Below are 19,456 nucleotides of genomic sequence, written 5' to 3'. Positions count from 1 at the left end.
GACCTTCTGATGACCCTGCGTTCCACGCTCGACTTTCTGCTGTATGACTGGCTCGATGCCCAGTCCCTCACGGTCCGCACGCGTTTTGCAGACCACACGCGCGAAACCTTCGATGCGGTGCTCGACACCTGCGAGCGCATCGCTCGCGAGAAGTACGCGCCCTTCAACCGCACCGTAGACATCGAGGAGCCACACTTCGACGGTGAAAAGGTCATCCTGCCCCAGGCGACCTACGAGGCGCGCAAGGCCTACGCAGAATCCGGCCTGTTGTCGGCCGCGCAGGACTACGAGGTCGGCGGCATGCAGCTGCCCTATGCCGTCGAGGCGGCCGCCAACAGCTTCTTTGCGGTGGCGTCCATCAGCATCGGCTCGAACCTGCTGACTTCGGGCAACGCCAACCTGCTCATGGTGCATGGCACCGAGGCGCAAAAGCAGGTGTTTGCACTCAATGAATTCAACGGGCGTTGGTCGGGCACCATGTGTCTGTCCGAGCCGCAGGCGGGCTCCTCGCTGTCGGATGTGGCCACGCGCGCAGTGCCTGATGGCGATGGCTTCGAGGCCGACCCATTGGGGGCAAGGTATCGCCTCACGGGCAACAAGATGTGGATCAGCTCGGGCGACCATGAGCTGACCGAAAACATCGTGCACCTGGTGCTGGCCAAGATCCCGGGGCCGGACGGCAAGCTGGTGCCGGGCACCAAGGGCATCTCGTTGTTCATCGTGCCCAAGAAACTGGTGGACACCGAAGGCAAGCTCACCGGCGTGCGCAACGACGTGGCGCTGGCGGGCCTCAACCACAAGCTGGGCTGGCGCGGTACCACCAACACGCTGCTTAATTTCGGTGAAGGCAAGTTCCCGGTTGAGGGCAAGGCCGGGGCCGTGGGCTACCTGGTCGGCCAGCCCGGCAAGGGCCTGCACTGCATGTTCCACATGATGAACGAGGCGCGCATCGGCATCGGCATGGCCGCCACCATGCTGGGGCTGGCGGGCTATTACGCCAGCCTTGACTACGCCAAGAACCGGCCCCAAGGGCGCCCGGTGCAGGGCCCCAAGGATGGCGCTGCTGCCGTGGTCAAGGACGCCGCCCAGCCCCAGGTGCGCATCATCGAACACGCCGACGTCAAGCGCATGCTGCTGGCCCAGAAGTCCTATGGCGAAGGGGCGCTCGCGCTCAACCTGTTTTGCGCCAAGCTGGTGGACGAGCAGCACACGGGCGACGCGGCGACGGCCGACGAAGCCCGCCTGCTGCTGGAGGTGCTCACCCCCATTGCCAAGAGCTGGCCCAGCGAGTTCTGCCTGGAGGCCAACTCATTGGCCATCCAGATCCATGGTGGCTATGGCTACACCCGCGACTTCCCGGTGGAGCAGTACTGGCGCGACAACCGCCTGAACATGATCCACGAAGGCACCCACGGCATCCAGGCCATGGACCTGCTCGGCCGCAAGGTGCTGATGGAGGGCGGGCGTGGCCTGCAACTGCTGGCCGGGCGCATCAACGCCACCATCGAGCGTGCCATCCAGGTGCCCGCACTGGCGGCCCATGCCAATGCGCTGGGCAAGGCGCTGCAGGACGTGGGCGCCGCCACCAAGGCCGCCTGGGCCACGGGCCAGCCTGCCGATGCGCTGGCCAATGCAGTGCCCTACATGCAGGCCTTTGGCCACACGGTGCTCGCCTGGGTTTGGCTGGACGTGGCCCTGGCCACGCTGGCCCGGGATGCCGATCTGGCCCAGCCCGCGAGCCTGGGACGCATGGGCGGCATGCGCTTTTTCTTCCACTACGAGTTGCCCAAGATCGGCGCCTGGCTGCAGGTGGTGAGCACGCGCGATGCCACCTGCGCGGCCTTCCCTGAAGAGGCGTTTTGATGGCGGCGCCACTAACCCTGCAACGCCTGCACAAGCTCATCTGGGTGCTGATTTACGGCGGGCTGCTCACGCTGATACTGGGCATCGCCACCGCCCGCACCGATGAGGCTCTGGGCTGGAGCCTCATCGTGGGCGGCGGGGTGCTGGCCGGAGTGGGTGTGGTGCTGATTGCGGTGCGGGCCCGGTTGCACACCGACCCCGGCCCTTAGAGCCTGTTCAAAGTCTTTTTGGAGACCGCATTGGAGTGCAATCGGGATGAGTGGATGCTTCGGATGCGCCGCATGGGCTCATGCCCATGCAAGCAGCCGGGGCGTCCAATCGCCCGATTTCACTCCAACCCTTCGGGCAAGTGCCTTGCCGGGCGGTCTGCGGCGTTGCGGCGCTTGCCGATAGCACGGGCTATCGGCGGCGCCCCGCGCCTTGCATCCCATCCCGGCAAGGCACTTGTGCGGCTCCATAAAAATTTTGAACCGGCTCTTAGCTGAACGCCCGACACCCCCGCGACACAAAGCGCCCGCATTGCATCGCACAATCCTCGGGCGCGTGGGGCAAACACCCAACGACAGATCCATCCAAAACCGAAGGAGACTTTCAGCATGACCCGTACCATCCAACAACTGTTTGACCTCACCGGCAAGACCGCCTTGGTCACCGGCGGCTCGCGCGGCCTGGGGCTGCAACTGGCCCACGCGCTGGGCGAAGCGGGCGCCAAGATTGTGCTCAGCTCGCGCAAGGCCTCCGACCTGGAAGAAGCTGCCGGCGACCTGAAAGCCGCCGGTATCGAAGCCAGCTGGATTGCTGCCGACTGCGCCAAGGAAGAAGACATCCGCCGCCTGGCTGACGAAAGCCTGCAACGCCTGGGCCATGTGGACATCCTCGTCAACAACGCAGGCGCAGCCTGGGGTGCTCCTGCCGAAGACCACCCCGTGGACGCATGGGACAAGGTGATGAACCTCAACGTGCGCGGTTACTTCATCCTGAGTCAGCACATCGCCAAGCACAGCATGATTGCGCGCCGCAGCGGCAGCATCATCAACGTGGCGTCCATCGCAGGCCTGGGCGGCAACCCCAAGGGCATGAACACCATTGCTTACAACACCTCCAAGGGCGCGGTGATCAACTTCACACGGGCCCTGGCCGCTGAATGGGGCGCGTACAACATCCGCGTCAACGCCATCTGCCCGGGTTTCTTCCCGAGCAAAATGACGGTAGGTACGCTCAAGGCCATGGGCGAGGAAGCGCTGGCCGCCCACGCCCCGCTGGGCCGTCTGGGCGATGATGAAGATCTGAAGGGCCTGTGCGCGTTGTACGCGTCGGATGCGGGCAAGCACATCACGGGCCAGTGGCTGGCCGTCGACGGCGGCGTCAGTATCGTTACCGGCGGCTAAGCAGGGTACAACCCCGTGAGCGGCTTTGCCGCTTCCCCCTTCTCTCGCGCTGCGCGCGGGAAGGGGGAGACCCCGCCAGCGCCCGCAAGCGAAGTGCCGCCCTGGCAGCCTGGCGGCCCTTGCGCGGCGATCGTTGGCGTGGGCCGCGCCAGTATTTGAGGTTTGTGTTCTGAGGAAATCCCTTGAAAAGTTTCGGTGTCGAAATCCCCTTTGTCAGCCACCTGGGCTTCACGCTGCACCGCATGGAGGACGGCGAGTCCGAGCTGCGTTACGAAGCCCAGCCCGAGCACTTGAACTCGTTTGCCGTCACGCACGGCGGCGCGTCGATGACGCTGCTGGACGTGACCATGGCCACGGCCGCGCGCAGCGCGACGCCGGACATGGGCGTGGTCACCATCGAAATGAAGACCAGTTTCATGCAGCCCGCACGCGGGCCGCTGGTGGCCAAGGGACGGCTCATTCACCGCACGGCCACCATGGCTTTTACCGAAGGCACGGTGTACGACGCACAAGGCAAGGTGTGTTGCCATGCCACCGGCACCTTCAAGTACGTGCGGCGCCTGCCAGTCGATGGGCGCAATGTGAATGACCTCAAGGTCATTTCCACCGATTGAGTCAGATTTTTAAGCCAAATTGGCCTCTAGCGCTTTATCCATAAGCGCTAGCAGCTATTGAATTCATAGTGATAGACATTCTGAAGGAGCCTCTCATGCCACGCAACCAACAAATCGTTCTCGACAACCGCCCCCAGGGCGAAGCCGTGGCCAGCAACTTCAAGCTGGTGGCCACCGACACGCCCGCGCTCAAGGACGGCGAGGTGCTGGTGCGCCACCACTTTCTGAGCCTGGACCCCTATATGCGCGGCCGCATGAACGAGAGCAAGAGCTACGCCGCATCGCAGGCGCTGGGCGAAGTCATGATCGGCGGCACCGTGGGCGAGGTGGCCGAGAGCAAGCATCCCAAGTACGCCGTGGGCGACAAGGTGGTGGGCATGGGCGGCTGGCAGGAATACAGCGTGGTCAATGCCGATCAGCCCGGCGCGCTGCGCAAGGTCGATACGACCCATGTGCCGCTGTCGCACTACCTGGGCGCCGTGGGCATGCCTGGCGTGACCGCCTGGTACGGCCTGGTCAAGATCATTGCGCCCAAGGAAGGCGACACCGTGGTGGTAAGCGCCGCTACTGGCGCCGTGGGCAGCGCCTTTGCTGCTCTAGCCAAGGCCCGGGGCTGCCGTGCGGTGGGCATTGCCGGTGGCGCCGACAAGTGCAAGTACGCAGTGGAAGAGCTGGGCTTTGACGCCTGCATCGACTACAAGGAACACAGCGACGTGAAGGCCATGTCCAAGGCCCTGAAGGAAGCCTGCCCCAACGGCATCGACGGCTACTTCGAGAACGTGGGCGGCTGGATCATGGACGCCGTGATGCTGCGCATGAACGCCTTCAGCCGTATTGCCCTGTGCGGCATGATCGCCGGCTACGACGGCGCGCCGCTGCCCATGGCCAACCCCGCGCTCATGCTCATCAACCGCATGAAGGTCGAAGGCTTCATTGTGAGCGAGCACATGGAAGTCTGGCCTGATGCCCTCAAGGAACTGGGCACGCTGGTTGGCACCGGCAAGCTGCGCCCACGCGAGACCATTGCGCAGGGCATCGCCGCCGCGCCCGAGGCCTTCCTGGGCCTGCTCAAGGGCAAGAACTTTGGCAAACAGCTGGTGAAGCTGATCTAAGAACCTGCTCCCGGCCTTTTCATGGGGTGCGCATGACAGCAAACAGTCACGATCTAGGCGTCCACCGCAGCCCATGCTGGCGGCCTGGGCAAGGTGGGCAACGACGAGCGTGGCTGTTTGCTGCCATGCCCTCCGGGTTGCCCCGCAAAGGCAGCGTCTGCTACGTTGCCCATCCTCGCCGCACATCAGTGCGGCTTGCGGTGGGCGCCTTGCATCCACTGCCTTTGTGGGGCAACGCACCCCATGAAAAGGCCGGGAGCAGGTTCTAATGCGTTGGACCTGGGCCCGCTTCGACGACCTGGGCGTGCACGCCCTGCACGATGCGCTGGCGCTGCGCTGCAAGGTGTTCATCCTGGAGCAGGGCCCTTACCAGGACCCGGACGAAGCGGACAAGCAGTCCTACCACCTGCTGGGCTACGACGAGGCCGGGGTGGCGCAGGCCTGTCTGCGCGTGGTGGACCCGGGCGTGAACTACCCCGAGCCCTCCATCGGCCGCGTGGTCACCGCCAAGGAAGCGCGCGGCAACGGCACGGGCAGGGCGCTGATGGCCGAGGGCATCGCTCGCTGCAGCCAGGCATGGCCGGGGCGGGGCATCCGCATCAGCGCGCAGGCCCATCTGCAGGGCTTCTACGGCAGCCTGGGCTTTGAGGCCGTGTCCGATGAGTACCTGGAAGACGATATCCCCCACATCGAAATGCTGAGACGGGGTGACAGCCCTACCGCCTGAGGAGCCGCCATGACCGCTGCCAGCCCTGCCGCCACCCATGAGGTGTTCAACCAGAGCACGCCCTGGGCCGATGTGAACCTCTTCACCACCAACCAGCCCTTGCAGGACGCGCTGCGCCTGCATGCCCCCAGCCTGCCGCTGGCGGGCCTCGCGGCGCTGGGCGCGGAGATGGGATCGGCCGAAATGCAGACCCATGCTCGGCTCGCCAACACCTACAAGCCCCAACTGCGCACCCACGACCGCTTCGGCCACCGCACCGATGTGGTGGAGTTCCACCCCAGCTACCACGCGCTCATCGGCACTGCGCTGCGCCACGGCCTGCACGCCACGCCGTGGTCGCGCCAGGACACGGGCCACGCGCATACCGAGCGGGCCGCAGGCTTCATGCTGTTCACCGAAGCCGAGCCCTCGGTGCTGTGCCCCGTGTCGATGAGCTACGCCGTGACCCCGGCATTGCGAGGCAATTCAGCGGTATGGGCGGACTGGAGCAAGGGTTTGGCGAGCACGCAGTACGACCCGCGCCTCGCGCTGTTCTCGCAGAAATCCGCGCTCACCATGGGCATGGGCATGACCGAGAAGCAGGGCGGATCGGACGTGCGCGCCAACACCACGCAGGCCGTGCCCGATGGCGACGATGCCTGGGGCGCGCGCTACCGCATCACCGGCCACAAATGGTTCTTCTCGGCCCCCATGTGCGACGCCTTCCTGATCCTGGCGCAGGCACCCGGCGGGCTTACCTGCTTCTTCTTGCCGCGCGTGCTGCCCGATGGTGGTGGGGGTGCGGTCAATACCATCCGCATCCAGCGCCTGAAAGACAAGCTGGGCAACCACGCCAACGCCAGCTCCGAGGTCGAATTTATCAACGCCCTGGCCTGGCGCGTGGGCGAGGAGGGCCGGGGCGTGGCGCAGATCCTGGAGATGGGCACCATGACGCGCTTGGACTGCGCCCTGGGCACCAGCGGCCTCATGCGCCAGGCGCTCAGCATCGCTCTGCACCACACGCGCCAGCGCTCGGCCTTTGGCAAGAAGCTCATCGAGCAGCCGCTCATGCGCAACGTGCTGGCCGATCTTGCTCTTGAAAGTGAAGCGGCTACCGCACTGTCCATAAGGCTTGCGAGCGCTTTTGATCACAAAGACAAGAGCGAGCACGAAGCCATCATGGCCCGCCTGCTCACGCCCGTGGCCAAGTTCTGGGTGTGCAAGCGCGGCAGCGCGTTTGCGCAAGAGGCCATGGAATGCCTGGGCGGCAACGGCTATGTGGAAGAGGGCGGCGAAGGCGTGATGGCCCGCATCTACCGCGAGATGCCGCTCAACTCCATCTGGGAAGGCGCGGGAAACATCATGGCGCTGGATTTGATGCGCGCCGTGCGCCGCGCCGACACCGCTGCCGCGCTGGACGCCGAACTGGCACCCGCACGCGGCGCCCACCCGGCGCTGGACCGTCTGGCCGGCGCACTGCCCCTGCGCGTGGACGCCATGACCACCGAGGCCGAGGCCCGGCGCCTCGCGCAGGATGTAGCGCTGGCCGTGCAGGCGGCCCTGCTGCTGCGCAGTGCGCCCGGCGCCGTGTTCCGCGCGTTTTGCGACTCGCGCCTCTCCGGCGACTGGGGCTACAGCTTTGGCACCCTGGGCGCGGGTGTCAACCTTGACGCCATCTTGGCCCGCGCGCTGCCGACATGAAGCTCCCTCTGAGTCGCTTCGCGCCTTCCTCCTATCTCGACTCACTGCGTGAGTCGGGAGGGGGACGCCCCCAGCGCACACAAGCGAAGCGCCGCATACGCGGCTTGGCGGCCCTTGCGCGGGGGCGCTGGCTTAGGCAGGGCAGTTTTGTCCGCCGTTGTCGCTTCTAAGCTCTGCAGACAACTTACACATCCCCTGAGGAGAACCCCATGTCCCACCTCATCCTGCACCACTACCCCTCGTCGCCGTTCTCCGAAAAGATCCGCGCGGTGCTCGGCTTCAAGCAGCTGGCCTGGAAGTCCGTCATCATCCCCAGCGTCATGCCCAAGCCCGATGTGGTGGCGCTGACCGGCGGCTACCGCAAGACGCCGTTTTTGCAGATTGGTGTCGACATCTATTGCGATTCGGCCCTCATCTGCGACGTGCTGGAGCACGAACAGCCCGAGCCGGTGCTGTACCCGCCGCACCTCAAGGGCGTGGCGCGTGTGTTTGCACAGTGGGCGGATAGCACGCTGTTCTGGGCCGCCATGGCCTACAACCTGCAGCCCAAGGGCGCTGCGGTGCTGTTTGCCAACTTGCCGCCTGCCGCCGCGCAAGTGTTTGGCGAAGACCGCCGCGAGATGAGCGCGGGCATGCAGCGCCTGCGACCGGCCGACGCGACGGCTGCCTACCGCTCGTACCTGCGCCGCATCGCCCACATGGCCGAGGAGCACGACTTTTTGTTTGGTGCTGAGCCCTGCCTGGCCGACTTTGCGGCCTACCACCCGCTGTGGTTCACGCGCCAATGTGTGCCGGTGATGGCCGACATCTTTGCCGCCACCCCCGCCGTGCTGGAGTGGATGGACCGCATCGCAGCGCTGGGCCATGGCCGCATGGAAAAGTTCAGCGCTCAGGACGCCGTCACGGTGGCTGCGGGCATGGACCCTTTGCCCCTGATGGACGACGTGTTCCAGGACGAACACGGCATCCCGCTGGGCAGCCAGGTCACGATTTCCGCCGAGAGCTTTGGCACGGAGCCCACCGAGGGCGAGCTGATTGCCGCCACCCGCACCCGCTACACGCTGCGCCGCACCGACCCGCGCGCGGGCACGGTGCATGTGCACTTCCCGCGCATTGGGTATGTTCTAAGACCATCCCCCTGAGCGGCTGCGCCGCTTCCCCCTTCTCTCGGCTTCGCCGGGAAGGGGGACGACGCCCTCGCACGCAAGCGAGGCGCCGCATACGCGGCTCGGCGGCCCTTGCTCGGCGTCCCCGGCGTGGGCCCCGCCAGTTTCAACCCAACGCTCTAAATTGTTACGGACTCAAGGAGACAAAAACCATGATCGACAACTTTTCCGGCAAAACCGCCGTCCTCACCGGCGCAGGCTCGGGCTTTGGCCTGGAATGTGCCCGCATTGGCGCCCGCCTGGGCATGAACCTGGTGCTGGTCGATGTGCAGCAAGACGCACTGGACGCCGCCACTGCCGAGATGCAGGCCGCAGGCGCACAGGTGCTGGCCCGCAAGGTGGACGTATCGAACGCCGCGCAGATGGAACAGCTGGCCGCCGACGTGCAGCAGCGCTTTGGCGCGCCGCACATGGTGTTCAACAACGCGGGCGTGGGCGCGGGCGGCCTGGTGTGGGAGAACTCGGTCAAGGACTGGGAATGGGTGCTGGGCGTGAACCTGTGGGGCGTGGTGCACGGTGTGCGCCTGTTCACTCCCATGATGCTGGCAGCGGCCAAGGCCGACCCGGCCTGGCGCGGCCACATCATCAACACCGCCAGCATGGCGGGCCTGCTGGCGGCGCCCAACATGGGCATCTACAACGTGAGCAAGCACGCAGTGGTCAGTCTGTCGGAAACGCTGTACCAGGATTTGTCGCTGGTCACTGACCAGATCGGCGCCAGCGTGCTGTGCCCCTTCTTCGTGCCCACCGGCATCAACCAAAGCCACCGCAACCGCCCCGGCGACCTGCCTGCCGAAAAGCCCACCAAGAGCCAGCTCATCGGCCAGGCCATGAGCGACAAGGCCGTGGGCAGCGGCAAGGTGACGGCGGCCGAGGTGGCGCAGAAGGTGTTCGACGCAGCCGCCCAGGGCCAGTTCTACATCTACAGCCACCCCAAGGCCCTGGCCTCGGTGCAGACGCGCATGGAAGACGTGATGATGGGCCGCAACCCCACCGACCCGTTTGCCGCCAAGCCCGAGCTGGGCGCGCAACTGCGCGCGGCGCTGCGGGCCGATTGATGGCGCAGGCGCAGGCTTAGCGCCGAAAATATAAGAGTAATTTGCCTCTAGCGCTTATCCGGTAAGCGCTGACAGCTATAAAAAGAGTAGTGAACACCAAACCTGCAAGGAGGGGCCCGCACTGTGCCTGATGCCGCCCCTGGCCACGGCCATGCGCTGTTCGACACCGCCATCGGCACCTGCGGCATTGCCTGGGGTCCGGGCGGCATCGTGGCCGTGCAATTGCCCGAGGCGGATGCCGAGGCGACCCGGGCGCGTTTGCTGCGCAGCCATTCACACTGCGCGCAGTCTGGGGAGCCCCCCGCCACCGTGCGCAGCGCCGTCGAAGGTATCCAGGCACTGCTGGCGGGGCACCCCCGCGACCTGTGCGAGGTGCCGCTCGACATGTCCGGCATCTCGCCGTTTCACCAGCAGGTGTATGCCATTGCCCGGGCCATACCGCCGGGCCGCACGCGCACCTATGGCGAGGTGGCCGAACAGATCGGCAGCAAGGGCCAGTCGCGCGCCGTGGGGCAGGCGCTGGGCCTGAACCCGTTTGCGCCCGTGGTGCCATGCCACCGGGTGCTGGCGGCGGGTGACCGGCCGGGCGGCTTTTCGGCCGGAGGCGGCGCGCTGACCAAGCTGCGCATGCTGCAGATTGAAGGCGCGTGCCCGGGTGGAACGCCGTCGCTGTTTGACTGGTAGGTGTAGGGCTTTGGGCGAGCCGCTGTAGGCCAAAAACGGTAGGTGCCCAGTCTGTTCGGCAACGCACAGACCCGCCGTTCCAGCACCTTGTACAAGAGGATCAGAGCGCAGCCGCAATGCGGTGGCGCCATTCACTTGTACCAGGAGCTGCCCCATGTCCCATCCATCTTTCGTTGCCTCTGCGTGGGACACGTCTTGCGTCGGGCAGCCGGCAGACCTGTCGCCGCTGGAGCTCTCCCACCTGGGTGAACACTTGGCGCACTGCGGCGCGCTGCGGGGGCCGCTGGACCAGTTTCTAGCTGGTGCTGCCGGCCTGCAGGCATTGGTCGCAGAACATGTGGTTACCGTTGCACTCTTGGCCACATTGCTGGTGGGGGCCGTATCGCTGGTGCGATAGGGGGCGCACGCATGGGCTTACGCACACCATGGCCCTGGGTTCCTTCCGCGCTGGACCGCATGCTCGATGCCCGGGCAGGCTTGGTGCTGGACCCCCTGCGGGCCGAAGTGTTTGGCGTGGCCCGCTTCGAAGAGCATGGCCGGCACCTGGGCGCGTCCCACGACGCAGGCAAGGCACCGTTTGGCCGCACCACCTTTTACCCACGCCTGCAGAGCAACATCCGCGCGCTGCGGGCCGCATACCGCTACCTGTTCGATGCACCCCACGACGAGCATGCCATCAGCCCCGCCGCCGAATGGCTGTTTGACAACTTCCACCTGATCGAAAGCCAGCTCAAGGAGATCCGGGCCGGGCTGCCGCCGCGTTATTACCGCTCGCTGCCGGTGCTCAAAGACGCCCCGCTGGTGGGCTTGCCGCGTGTGTACGGCGTGGCGTGGTCGTTTGTGGCCCACACCGACAGCGCGTTTGATGAATCGCTGCTGGTGCACTATCTCAATGCCTACCAGCAGACCCGCGAGCTGAGCCAGGGGGAGCTGTGGGCGTTGCCCACCACGCTGCGTGTGGTGCTCGTGGAGAACCTGCGCCGCCTGGCTGAGCGCCTGGCCAGCCACAAGGCCGCGCAGGAGCTGGCCAGCCTGTGCGCCGCCCGCAGCAAGGACCTGAACGTGTTGACGCTGGATGCCGCCTGCGCCGCCATGGAGCAGCGTGGCGTGGCACCGGTGTTCCTGGCCCATCTGGCGCAGTCGATGATGGGGCGCGGCGTGGTGGGCGGGCATGCCGCTGCAGGCACGCCAACGCCCGTACAGCAGTGGTTGCTGACCGCGGTGCCCGACCTGGTGGCGTTGCAGGCCCAGCAGCAGATCAACCAGGCGGCCGACCAGCTGAGCATGGGCAATGCCGTCACGGCACTGCGGCGGGTGGGCGCGGCCGACTGGTCCGACATCATCAGCCAGACCAGTCTGGTGCTGCGCGCCATGCTGCAGTCGCCCGTGTTCGCGGCCGAAGACGAGTCCACCCGCAACACCACCTTGCACGGCATTGAAAACCTGTCAGCCCGCAGCGGGCAGGGCGAGGCCGCCGTTGCGCAGGCGCTGCTGGTGCTGATGTCGGGTGCCGACGGCGAGCCTCCAGATCAGCCTGGAGCTGCGCAGGCCTTGGCAGGCTATTGGCTACAAGGCGCCGGGCGCGGCCAGCTGGAGCATGCCCTGGGCGCACGCCGCCATGCCACCGACGCGGTGGCCCTGTGGCGTTCTGCGGTGGGCCTGTCGCGTGTGCCGTTGTACCTGGGCGCCTTGCTGCTGGGCTCGCTCGGTCTGCTGGCCTGGCTGATGGCGCCGCTGTGGGGTGTGCAGGCGGGGCCCGATACCAGCGCAGCCCATCTTGCGGGCTTGGCGCTGGTCGCCGTCTTGTTGCTGCTGCCCGTGTCCGAGATCCTGGTGGCCGTGGTCAACCGGCTCATTGGCGAATCCGTCCGGCCGACCTACATGCCCCGCTACCTGCTGCCAGCGGGCATTCCTGTATCGGCACGGGTGCTGGTGGCGATCCCGGCCCTTCTCAGCAGCACCGGCACCATCGAACGGCTGGTGCACCGCCTGCACCTGCATTACCTGGCCAACCCCGAGCCCTGTGCGCAATTCGCGCTGCTGACCGACGGTGTGGATGCCGATGTGCAAGACCTGCCCGAAGATGGCGCGCTGCTGGCCCATGCCCAGGGATTGATGCAGGCGCTGAATGCCCAGCACCCGCCCACCACGGGCGGTGCCCCGCGGTTCTTGCTGCTGCACCGCACCCGCACCTACAGCTCCACGCAGCAGCAGTGGATCGGCTGGGAGCGCAAGCGCGGCAAGCTCGAACAGCTGGTGGCGGCCCTCGCCACTGGCGGGCAGGGCGCTTTCCTGGACCTGGGCGAACTATCGCATCTGGCGCCCCAGACCCGCTATGTGCTCACGCTCGACAGCGATACGCAGCTGCCCCCGGGCCGCCTGCGCAGCCTGGTGGGCGTGGCCGAACACCCCGAGAACCAGCCCCGGCTGGATGCCACATGCCAGCGCGTGGTGCAGGGCTACGGCATCCTGCAGCCCCGGGTGCTCGCGCCACTGCCCACGTCTGCCACCACCTCGTTGTGGCAGTGGCTGTTTGCGGGCCAGCAGGGGCTGGACCCCTACAGCGCCATGACGTCTGATGTGTACCAGGACTTTTTTGCCGAAGGCAGCTTCACCGGCAAGGGCCTGCTGCATGTGGCCACGGTGCATGCCGTGCTGGGCGGGCGCCTGCCGGCCGACCAGGTGCTGAGCCACGACCTGCTCGAAGGTGCGCTGGCGCGCTGCGCCGTGGTCAGCGATGTGACGCTGGTGGAGGCGGAGCCCGAACACAGTGACACCGCAGCCTCCCGCCTGCACCGCTGGACGCGGGGCGACTGGCAGCTGTGGCCCTTTCTGGCCCAGGCCCGCCGCTGGGGCCTCTCGCCGGTCAACCGCTGGAAGCTGCTGGACAACCTGCGCCGCTCGCTGGTGGCGCCCGCATCGCTGGTGCTGGTGGTGCTGGCCCTGGCGGGGCTGGGCCTGCCTTTGGCCAGCACGCTGGCGCTGGTGGTGGCGGCCTATGTGGCAGCGCCCTTGATGGGGGCGCTGGCAGGCTGGGTGCCCAGCCGGTTTGGGCTGGTCGGCATGCGTTTTGTGCACGAAGCATCGGGCGACCTGTTGCGTGCCCTGGCGAGTGGCGTGTGGCACCTGGCCCTGCTGCCGCAGCAGGCGCTGCTGCTGGGCGATGCCGTGGTGCGCACCGTGCACCGGCAGGCCGTGAGCCGCTGGCACTTGCTGGAGTGGACCACGGCCGAGGCAGCGCAGAACACCTTGATCACAGGCCTGGCGGCCACACTGCGCAGGCACAAGGCGGCCCCCTTGCTGGCGCTGGGCTGTGGCCTGGCACTGTGGGCCGGTGGAACCTTGGCACCCTGGGCCTTGGTGGGGCCGCTGCTGGCGCTGTGGGCGCTGTCGCCGCTGCTGGTGTGGCTGGCCAACCGCGTTCCGTCTGGCCTGGGCAACCCAACACTGTCGGCACAAGACCACGACCTGCTGCACGGCGTGGCGCGCGACACCTGGCGTTTGTTCGAGCGCTGTGTGGATGCCCACAACCACCATCTGCCACCCGACAACCTCCAGACCGCCCCGTATGAAATGGTGGCGCACCGTACCTCGCCCACCAACATCGGGCTGTACCTGCTGAGCGCAAGTTGCGCGCGCCAGTTCGGCTGGATCGGCACGCTGGAGCTGCTCGACCGGCTCGAAGCCACCCTCATGAGCCTGCAGGCCATGGAGCGGCACCGGGGCCACTTCCTGAACTGGTATGACACCGAAACCCTGCAGCCCCTGCACCCGCGCTATGTGTCCACGGTGGACAGCGGCAACCTCTGCGCCCACCTGGTGGCCGTGGCACAGGCCTGCAGCGCGCTGGCGTCGCAGCCGCTGTCACCGCTGGCGGGTTCGCAGGCCATCCGCACCTCGCTGGCGCGGCTGCAGCCCCGGCTGGGCGTCCACCACCCGGGCTTGCGCGGGATGCTGCCCTCGTCCGCCTTGAGCCGTCTGCTGGGAATGCGTCAGCCCGACCCTGCGCACCAGCCGGAGGCCACGGCGTTTCGCGCGCTGCTGGCGCAGGCGCAGGACGAGCTGCGCAGCATGGCCCAGCCACGCCACCCGGCCATCGTGCACAGCCCGCCCACGGCGCAGGACGAACTGCTGTGGCTGCTGGCCGACCACCTGGCCACACTGCACTCGGCGGACCGCGACCAGCAGGCCGCACACAACGGCGGCGCACCCGAGGCCACGCGGCGCCTCATGGGGCTGGCAGAGGCGTTGGATGCCCTGGCCTGGCAGGCCGACTTCCGGTTTCTGTACCACCCCCGCCGGCACCTGTTGCACATTGGCTACCGGGTGGACGAGCAGCAGCTGGACACCTCGTTCTACGACTTGCTCGCGTCCGAGTCGCGCACTACCAGCCTGCTGGCCGTCGCCAAGGGCGACTTGCCCGTCAAGCACTGGGCGGCCCTGGGGCGGCCGTTCTTTGCCAGCGGCCACCATGCGGTGCTGCGCTCGTGGTCAGGCTCGATGTTCGAGTACCTGATGCCCACGCTGGTCATGGACGAGCCGTATTACAGCGCCCTGGGCGAGGCAGGGCGGTCCGCCCTGCGTGAGCATGTGGCGCTGGTGCAGGCCTTGGGCAAAGACATGCCCTGGGGCATTTCAGAATGCGCCTACGCCGGGCGCGACCACACGCTGGCCTACCAGTACGCGCCGCAGGGCGTGCCCCGCCTGGCCTTGCGCCGCACGCCCGTGGGCGAGCTGGTGATTGCCCCCTATGCCACGGCGCTGGCCACCCAGGTGGATGCCCGTGCAGCCTGCGCCAACTTCCGCACGCTGGCCGCGCTGTCGGCGCGTGGGCGCTACGGCTTTTACGAGGCGCTGGACTTCACGCCCGAACGCCAGACCCATGGCGAGCGGCTCATGCTGGTCAGCACCTACATGGCCCACCACCAGGGCATGACCATCGTGGCGCTGGCCAACGTGCTGCTGGGTGGCGTTGCGCAGCGTTGGGGTACGGCGCATGCCCGCATCGAAGCCGTGCTACCGCTGTTGCAGGAGCGCGCACCGCGCGAGCTGCCCACCTTGCAGGCCACCCCGCCGCGCCTGCCGCTGCATGCGCGCCAACAAAAAACACCCGACCATGTGCGCCCCGTCACCCCGGGCGCCCAGGTCTTGGAGCCCACGCACCTGCTGGGCAACGGGCGCTACAGCGTTACCCTGCGCTCCAACGGGGCAGGGTGGAGCCGCTGGCACCAGACGGGCATCACCCGCTGGCGCGACGATGCGCTGCGGGATGCCCATGGCAGCTTTCTGTATGTGCGGCAGATGGGCTCCAGTGTGCCCGCGTCCGTCACCAGCCACCCCGCGCCCGATGCACGTGCGGTGTATGGCAGCATCTTCCACACCGACCGCGTGTGTTTTGACGCACTGTGGCCGGGGCTGCGCGTGCACACCACCGTGTGGGTGAGCCCGGAAGACGACATCGAACTGCGCAAGGTGGTGGTGAGCAACCTGGGTGATGAGTTGATCGAGCTGGAGCTGATCTCGGCCCTGGACATCACCCTGGCCACCCACGCGGCCGACGAGGCGCACCCCGCGTTCTCCAACCTTTTCGTCGCCGCCGACTGGCTGCCCGCACAGCAGGCGCTGAGGTTCATCCGAACGCCCCGGCTGCAGACCGAGACCACCCTGCAGGCTGCGCACTTTGTCGCAGATACCCAAGGGCAGGTGCTGGGCCTGCGTTGCCAGACCGACCGGCAGCTCTGGCTGGGGCGCAACCATACGCCCGGCCAGCCGTTGGCTTTGCTCAGCCGCGTGCCTGAAGTGCCTGCATTGCTGGACACGGGCCTGGACCCTGTGGCGGCGCTGGGCGTGATGCTGCGCATTGCGCCCGGTGCGCAGGCCTGCGTCACGTTTGCCACGGCGGCATCGCAAGACCCGGCCACGCTGCTGGCCATCATCGACAAGTACCGCCAGCCCGCCTATCTCGAGCGCGCTTCGGCCATGTCGGCCACGCTGGCCAGCATCCAGTGGGCGTCGCACCGCCCGCACCGCGACTACCTGCCCGCGCTGCAGGCATTGACCACGGCGCTGGTGTTCACGCTGCCCAAGGTCCACACCACCTACCTGGGCGTGCTGACCGAGGCCCAGGCCGCCCTCCCCGTGTGTGACCGACGCACGTTGTGGCAACTGGGCCTGTCGGGTGATCGCCCCATCGTGCTGGTGATGGCCGGATCGCCCCAGGGCATGGGCTTGCTGCGCACGCTGGCCCAGGCGCTGCGCGAATGGGCGCATGGCGGCGTAGCCTGCGACCTGGTGGTGCTCAGCAGCGAATCGCACTCGTACCACATGCCCCTGCTGCGCGAGCTGACGCTGCTGCGCGAACACCACGATGCCGACCTGGCCACACACACCGGCCCGGCGGTGACCAGCCTGCGGGTGCTACGGCTGGATGAGCTGTCGGCTGCGCAGCTGGGCACCTTGGTGAGCCTGGCCCGCATCACCCTGCAGGCCGACGGCCATGCGCTCATGCACCAGGTAAAGGCCTGGGTGGCGGCCCATGGCGTGTCGATGGCCGGCCCTTGGCGCGGCGGCGCCACGGACGAAGTGCTCACGCACCAGGGCAGCACGCGGGTGCCCGCGCCGGTGGGTGGTTTTGCACCGGTGACCGGCACCTTTGGGTTTGATGTGTCGGCAGCGCTGCGGCCTGCCAAACCTTGGGTCAATGTGCTGGCCAATGCCCAGCTGGGGGCCATGGTTTCGGAAACTGGCGCGGGCAACACCTGGGCGCTCAACAGCCGCCTGAACCAGCTCACCGCATGGTCGAACGACCCGGTGGCCGACCCGCCTGCCGAATGGCTGCTGCTGCAGGATCGCCGCACGCGTGAGGTGTGGGGCCTGACGCCCTCGGCCTGGGGCGCGGCCGATGTGGCGTACCGCGTGGAGCACGCCCAGGGCACTACCACCATCCGCCACCGCCGAGGCGCGCTGGAGGTGGAGGTGCGCTGGTGTGTGGACCCCGTCACCGCCATCAAACAGGTGTTTGTGCAGGTGCGCAATCAGGGCAACCGGCGCGAGCACTTGCGCCTGGTGGGCATGGTGGAGTGGATGATGGGCGAAAAGCGCGGCGACCGCGCCACGCTGTCCACCGCACCGTGTTTTGCACCACTGCCCGATGGCCGCTTGCTGGGCCTGCTGTGCACGCAGACCGAGGCGGCCGCAGGCTTGGGCGGGGGCACGGCCTTTTTCTGCGAAGCCTCGGCTGGGCCGGGCACGGACGACCGTGCCAACGACAGCCTGGACTGGACTTGCGACCGCCGCGAGTTCTTCGATGCGCAGGGCGATCTGGTGGTGCCCCTGCAGTTGGGGCAGCGCAGCGGGTTTGGGCTGGACCCCTGTGCAGCCCTGTCGCGTTTGGTGACCTTGCGGGCCGGGGCGGTGTTCGAGCGCGTGTACCTGATGGGCTACGCACCCACCGAGGCTGCGGCACACTCGCTGGCGCAAGAGGCCATGGCCGTGGCGGCCCGTACACGCGAGCAGGCCACGCTGGACCGGTGGAACGAACTGCTGGGTGCCACGCAGGTGACCACGCCCGACCCGCTGTTCGATGTGCTGGTCAACCGCTGGCTGCTGTACCAGACGGTGTCTTCACGCCTGTTTGCCAAAGCGGGCCTTTACCAGGCGGGTGGTGCCACGGGCTACCGCGACCAGTTGCAGGATGCCATGGCACTGGCTTGGGCGCAGCCGAGTACCTTGCGCGCGCAGATTGTTCTGTGCGCGTCGCGCCAGTTTGAAGCGGGCGATGTGCAGCATTGGTGGCACACGCCGGGTGGGGCCGGGGTGCGCACGCATTTCTCGGACGATCTGCTGTGGCTGCCCTTTGCCTGCGCGCATTACCTGGAACGCACTGCAGACCACAGCTTGCTGGAGGAGCAGGTGGCGTTTCTTGAAGGTTCTGCGATCCCCGAAGGGGCGGAAGACATCTACGAAGCGCCCAGCGCCAGCACCACCACGGCCGGTGTTTACGAGCATGCCGCCCGCACCATAGACCGCAGCCTGCGCACCGGCACGCACGGCCTGCCGCTGATGGGCGGCGGTGACTGGAACGACGGCATGAACCGCGTGGGCGACGGTGGGCGCGGCGAATCGGTGTGGCTGGCGTGGTTCCTGTGCGCCATCGTCACTGACTGGATTCCGATCGCCCGCGATCAGGGCGATCTGGATCGCGTGCGGCGCTGGGACGCTGCCCTGACCGGCTGGCGCGCCGCATTGGAAAACCAGGCGTGGGACGGTGATTGGTACCAGCGCGCCTTTTTTGACGATGGCACGGCACTGGGCAGCCACACGCGGGACGAGGGGCGCATTGACCTCATCGCCCAGGCCTGGGCAGTGCTTTCGGGTTCCGCCGCGCTTGAGCGGCAGCGTCAGGCAATGGACGCGGTCGAGGCGCATCTGGTCAACCCCGCGGCAGGCTTGATCCAGCTGCTGGCCCCCCCGTTGCGCCACGCCGAACCCAGCGCGGGTTACATCCAGGCCTACCCGCCGGGCGTACGCGAGAACGGCGGGCAGTATGCCCATGGCGGTGTCTGGGCCTTGATGGCCGCCGCAGAACTGGCCCTGCAGGAGCCTGAGCACCCCGGTGCGTTCGATGTGCCGTACCGTTACTTCACCTACCTGAGCCCGGCGCACCGGGCCCAACACCCAGTGTGGGGGCCGGTGTACGCCGTGGAGCCCTATGTGATGGCGGCTGACATCTACAGCCAGCCACCCTATGTGGGGCGCGGCGGCTGGAGCTGGTACACCGGCGCGGCGGGCTGGCTGCACCGGGCGGCTGTGGAGTCCATCGTGGGGTTGCAGATGGGCGCGCAGGAGCTGTTCTTCACGCCTTGCCTGCCATCGCACTGGCCGGGCGCAGAGTTGACGCTGGTGCGCGGAGGGCGCACGATGCGGTTCATCCTGGTGCGGATGGCCCCAGGAGCGGAGCCTGGCGCGTTGCCGGACGGTGCCCCATTTGGCGCACGCTGGCTCCAGGTGGGAGAGCGGCTGCGCTGGGTCGATCTACCTTCGGACCTCTGCTGTGTGATCCCTGTCCGGGGGCCGCCAGACACTGTTGCAGGCGCCGTGTAGCGCGAATGGGCAGAAGTCATTTGGTAAATGTATGTATGTGCGATACCGTACAGACCCGAAGG

At 67.3% G+C, this 19,456-nt stretch carries 12 protein-coding genes; all 12 read left to right on the top strand.

What is annotated here, in order from left to right:
* Positions 1 to 9: 9 nt before the first annotated feature.
* The 12 genes from EXV95_RS06090 to EXV95_RS06035 all read left to right on the top strand — a co-directional run bounded on the left by EXV95_RS06090 (position 10) and on the right by EXV95_RS06035 (position 19,394).
* Entirely contained in the window at positions 10 to 1,863 is a 1,854-nt protein-coding gene (locus EXV95_RS06090; RefSeq protein WP_176886193.1) for an acyl-CoA dehydrogenase, read from the top strand.
* Positions 1,863 to 2,072, top strand: a complete 210-nt coding sequence (locus EXV95_RS06085) for a hypothetical protein (RefSeq protein ID WP_176886192.1) — start codon at positions 1,863 to 1,865, stop codon at positions 2,070 to 2,072. The genes EXV95_RS06090 and EXV95_RS06085 overlap by 1 nt, the downstream gene beginning before the upstream one ends.
* Positions 2,073 to 2,459: 387 nt before the next feature.
* Positions 2,460 to 3,251 (top strand): SDR family oxidoreductase, encoded by a 792-nt coding sequence (locus EXV95_RS06080; protein ID WP_176886190.1) that lies wholly within the window; start codon positions 2,460 to 2,462, stop codon positions 3,249 to 3,251.
* A 182-nt stretch (positions 3,252 to 3,433) separates the two neighbouring features.
* Positions 3,434 to 3,865 carry a PaaI family thioesterase gene (locus EXV95_RS06075; protein ID WP_176886189.1) on the top strand — a complete coding sequence of 144 codons (432 nt, stop codon included), beginning with the start codon at positions 3,434 to 3,436 and terminating at the stop codon, positions 3,863 to 3,865.
* Between the two features lie 95 nt (positions 3,866 to 3,960).
* Positions 3,961 to 4,977 (top strand): NADP-dependent oxidoreductase, encoded by a 1,017-nt coding sequence (locus EXV95_RS06070; protein ID WP_176886187.1) that lies wholly within the window; start codon positions 3,961 to 3,963, stop codon positions 4,975 to 4,977.
* 268 nt (positions 4,978 to 5,245) lie between these two features.
* Positions 5,246 to 5,704, top strand: a complete 459-nt coding sequence (locus tag EXV95_RS06065; protein ID WP_176886186.1) for a GNAT family N-acetyltransferase — start codon at positions 5,246 to 5,248, stop codon at positions 5,702 to 5,704.
* Positions 5,705 to 5,713: 9 nt separating this feature from the next.
* On the top strand, positions 5,714 to 7,384 hold the full coding sequence (locus EXV95_RS06060; RefSeq protein WP_176886185.1) for an isovaleryl-CoA dehydrogenase: 1,671 nt from the start codon (positions 5,714 to 5,716) through the stop codon (positions 7,382 to 7,384).
* A 209-nt stretch (positions 7,385 to 7,593) separates the two neighbouring features.
* Entirely contained in the window at positions 7,594 to 8,526 is a 933-nt protein-coding gene (locus EXV95_RS06055; protein WP_176886184.1) for a glutathione S-transferase family protein, read from the top strand.
* Between the two features lie 176 nt (positions 8,527 to 8,702).
* On the top strand, positions 8,703 to 9,608 hold the full coding sequence (locus tag EXV95_RS06050) for an SDR family oxidoreductase (protein ID WP_176886183.1): 906 nt from the start codon (positions 8,703 to 8,705) through the stop codon (positions 9,606 to 9,608).
* Positions 9,609 to 9,731: 123 nt separating this feature from the next.
* Positions 9,732 to 10,292 (top strand): methylated-DNA--[protein]-cysteine S-methyltransferase, encoded by a 561-nt coding sequence (locus EXV95_RS06045; protein ID WP_176886182.1) that lies wholly within the window; start codon positions 9,732 to 9,734, stop codon positions 10,290 to 10,292.
* Between the two features lie 154 nt (positions 10,293 to 10,446).
* On the top strand, positions 10,447 to 10,689 hold the full coding sequence (locus EXV95_RS06040; protein WP_176886181.1) for a hypothetical protein: 243 nt from the start codon (positions 10,447 to 10,449) through the stop codon (positions 10,687 to 10,689).
* A gap of 59 nt (positions 10,690 to 10,748) precedes the next feature.
* Positions 10,749 to 19,394 carry a GH36-type glycosyl hydrolase domain-containing protein gene (locus EXV95_RS06035; protein ID WP_176888974.1) on the top strand — a complete coding sequence of 2,882 codons (8,646 nt, stop codon included), beginning with the start codon at positions 10,749 to 10,751 and terminating at the stop codon, positions 19,392 to 19,394.
* Positions 19,395 to 19,456: the final 62 nt, after the last annotated feature.

Source organism: Acidovorax sp. JMULE5, from assembly GCF_013376875.1.
Lineage (GTDB): Bacteria > Pseudomonadota > Gammaproteobacteria > Burkholderiales > Burkholderiaceae_C > Acidovorax > Acidovorax facilis.
The sequence above is the reverse complement of the archived record's forward strand: the minus strand, read 5'-3'. Positions and strand labels throughout refer to the sequence as shown.